Annotated in this window: 1 protein-coding gene and 1 pseudogene; one reads left to right on the top strand and one right to left on the bottom strand. The window is 60.3% G+C overall.

Features of this window, described 5'->3' with window-relative positions; genetic code table 11:
- Nucleotides 1-279: pseudogene (locus DBR24_RS30455) on the top strand (LysR family transcriptional regulator); the annotation flags it as partial.
- Between the two features lie 227 nt (nt 280-506).
- Here the strand turns inward: DBR24_RS30455 and DBR24_RS30450 are convergent.
- On the bottom strand, nt 507-2285 hold the full coding sequence (locus DBR24_RS30450) for an acyl-CoA dehydrogenase C-terminal domain-containing protein (protein WP_123469308.1): 1779 nt from the start codon (nt 2283-2285) through the stop codon (nt 507-509).
- Between the last annotated feature and the right edge of the window lie 228 nt (nt 2286-2513).

Raw genomic sequence — 2513 nt, 5'->3', positions numbered from 1 at the left:
CGTCGCCCGCAGGTACAGGCTGAACTGAACAATATGGTGGGGATTCTCGACAGTCTGCCGCACACCAAATTGGCGACGGTGTTGCCCGGGCGTTCGCAGAAGGAGTACGACGACCAGGAACTGCTGTGGAAACCGCTGAGCGAACCACGGGTGCCGCTGAAGGTTGGGCTGGTGTGTCGCGACGTACAACGCCAACAGGCGTCACTGGCGCTGCTGCGGACATTGCTTGAGGAAGTGATGGAGCGTGAAGTGAAGTCGCCGCTGGATCCGATCGCCTGAACACTTTTCTTCAGACAAAAGAAAACCCCGCCGAAGCGGGGCTTTGCAGACTGTTTCCCTGACATCCATTTCACTCCGCCACCCTGGCAGAATCCTACGTGTCCGTGTTGTTGCTTTGCGCTTCCTGCGCGACGTCCATGAAATGTAGATTAGCTCTGGATCCAATCTACGCCTATGGGAGAACAGCAGCACGTCATGTAAGAGAATGCTTACATGACGTCATCGCATCAGAACTGCGCCGCATCCAGCAGGAACAGCGACTCGCTACCGGCCTTCACCGACGCGCTCAACGAGTGAATGCGCGGCAGCAGACGGGCGAAATAGAAACGCGCGGTACCTAGTTTGCTGGCATAGAAATCATCCTGCGCTTCCTTGCCCAGCGCGGCCTTGGCCATCAGTGCCCACATGTAGGCATAAGCCGTGTAACCGAACGCTTGCAAATATTCGACCGAAGCCGCGCCGATTTCGTTCGGATTGGTTTTCGCCCGGTCCAGCAGCCATGCGGTTAACTCGTCGAGGGTGTCGACGGCGTCGTTCAGCGGCTTGGTGAATTCGCCCAGGTCAGCGCTGGCAGTCGCGGTGAAATGACGGATCTCGTCAGCGAACAGCTTGTAGAACGCCCCGCCGCTACCCACGATCTTGCGCCCGACCAGGTCCAGCGCCTGAATGCCGTTGGTGCCTTCGTAGATCTGGGTGATGCGCACGTCACGCACCAGTTGTTCCTGGCCCCACTCGCGGATATAGCCGTGGCCGCCGAAAATCTGCTGGCCGTGGACAGTGGTTTCCAGGCCCAGGTCGGTCAGGAACGCCTTGGCCACCGGCGTCAGCAGCGCCACCAGATCTTCAGCGCGCTTACGCGTCGTCGCGTCCTCGCTGAACTTGGCAGTGTCGAGCTGCATCGCCACGTAGGTGGAGAACGCACGGCCGCCCTCGTTGGACGCCTTCATGGTCAGCAGCATGCGACGCACGTCCGGGTGGACGATGATCGGGTCGGCGACCTTGTCCTTGTTCTGCGCGCCGGTCGGTGAACGGCTTTGCAGGCGATCGCGGGCATATTCAATGGCGTTCTGGTACGAGCGCTCGCCGGTGGCCAGGCCCTGGATGCCGACGCCCAGACGCTCGTAGTTCATCATGGTGAACATCGCCGCCAGGCCTTTGTTCGGCTCGCCGACCAGATAACCGACAGCTTCATCGAAGTTCATCACGCAGGTCGCGGAGGCCTGGATGCCCATCTTGTGTTCGATCGAACCGCAGTTCGCCGGGTTGCGCGCGCCGAGGCTGCCATCGGCATTGACCATGAACTTAGGCACCAGGAACAGCGAAATGCCTTTCGGGCCGGCCGGGGCGTCCGGCAGCTTGGCCAGCACCAGGTGAATGATGTTTTCGGTCAGATCGTGCTCACCGCCGGTGATGAAGATCTTGGTGCCGCTGACCTTGTAGGAACCGTCGGCCTGAGGTTCGGCCTTGGTGCGGATGATGCCCAGGTCGGTGCCAGCGTGCGGCTCGGTCAGGCACATGGAACCGGCCCAGACGCCGGCGTACATATTCGGCAGGTACGCCGCTTTCAGCTCTTCGCTGGCGTGGGCGTTGATCGACAGGCAGGCGCCGGCCGTCAGCATCGGGTACAGACCGAAGGACAGACTGGCGGAGTTGACCATTTCTTCGACCTGGGCCGACACGGCTTTGGGCATACCCATGCCGCCGTAGGCCGGATCGCCACCCACGCCAACCCAACCGCCTTCGGCATAAGTCTGATAAGCCTGTGGGAAACCGGCCGGGGTGGTGACGGCGCCGTCCGCCCAGTGGCAGCCTTCTTCGTCGGCGGCACGGCTCAGAGGGGCGATGCTTTTGCTGGTGACCTTGCCGGCTTCTTCGAGGATGGCTTCAACAGTTTCGGCGTCAACGGTCTCGGCCAGTGCCGGCAGTTCGGCCCACAGTTTCGAGACCTCGAACACTTCATTGAGGACGAAGCGCATATCGCGCAGCGGCGCTTTGTAGTCAGCCATGGCAAACCTCGCAAGATCTAAACAGGTGATTCGTGGAATGATGTTTTCGTTGAGCTGGAGTGTACCCCAACAACTTTTGCGACACATAGGGTCAACCGGTGACTGTTTTGTTATTTTTAGTCACCAGTTTGAGCCGATACTCAAAGGACGCAAAAAACTGTGGCGAGGGCGCTTGCTCCCGCTAGGGTGCGAAGCCGCCCCCCGATCGGTTAGCACTGCGCACTCAAG

Source organism: Pseudomonas sp. HMWF006 (assembly GCF_003061205.1).
Taxonomy (GTDB): Bacteria; Pseudomonadota; Gammaproteobacteria; order Pseudomonadales; family Pseudomonadaceae; genus Aquipseudomonas; species Aquipseudomonas monsensis.
The sequence above is the reverse complement of the archived record's forward strand: the minus strand, read 5'-3'. Positions and strand labels throughout refer to the sequence as shown.

Excerpts from the sequence above, each read along its gene's own strand:
- DBR24_RS30450 (WP_123469308.1), bottom strand. The coding sequence starts at position 2,285 with ATGGCTGACTACAAAGCGCCGCTGCGCGATATGCGCTTCGTCCTCAAT.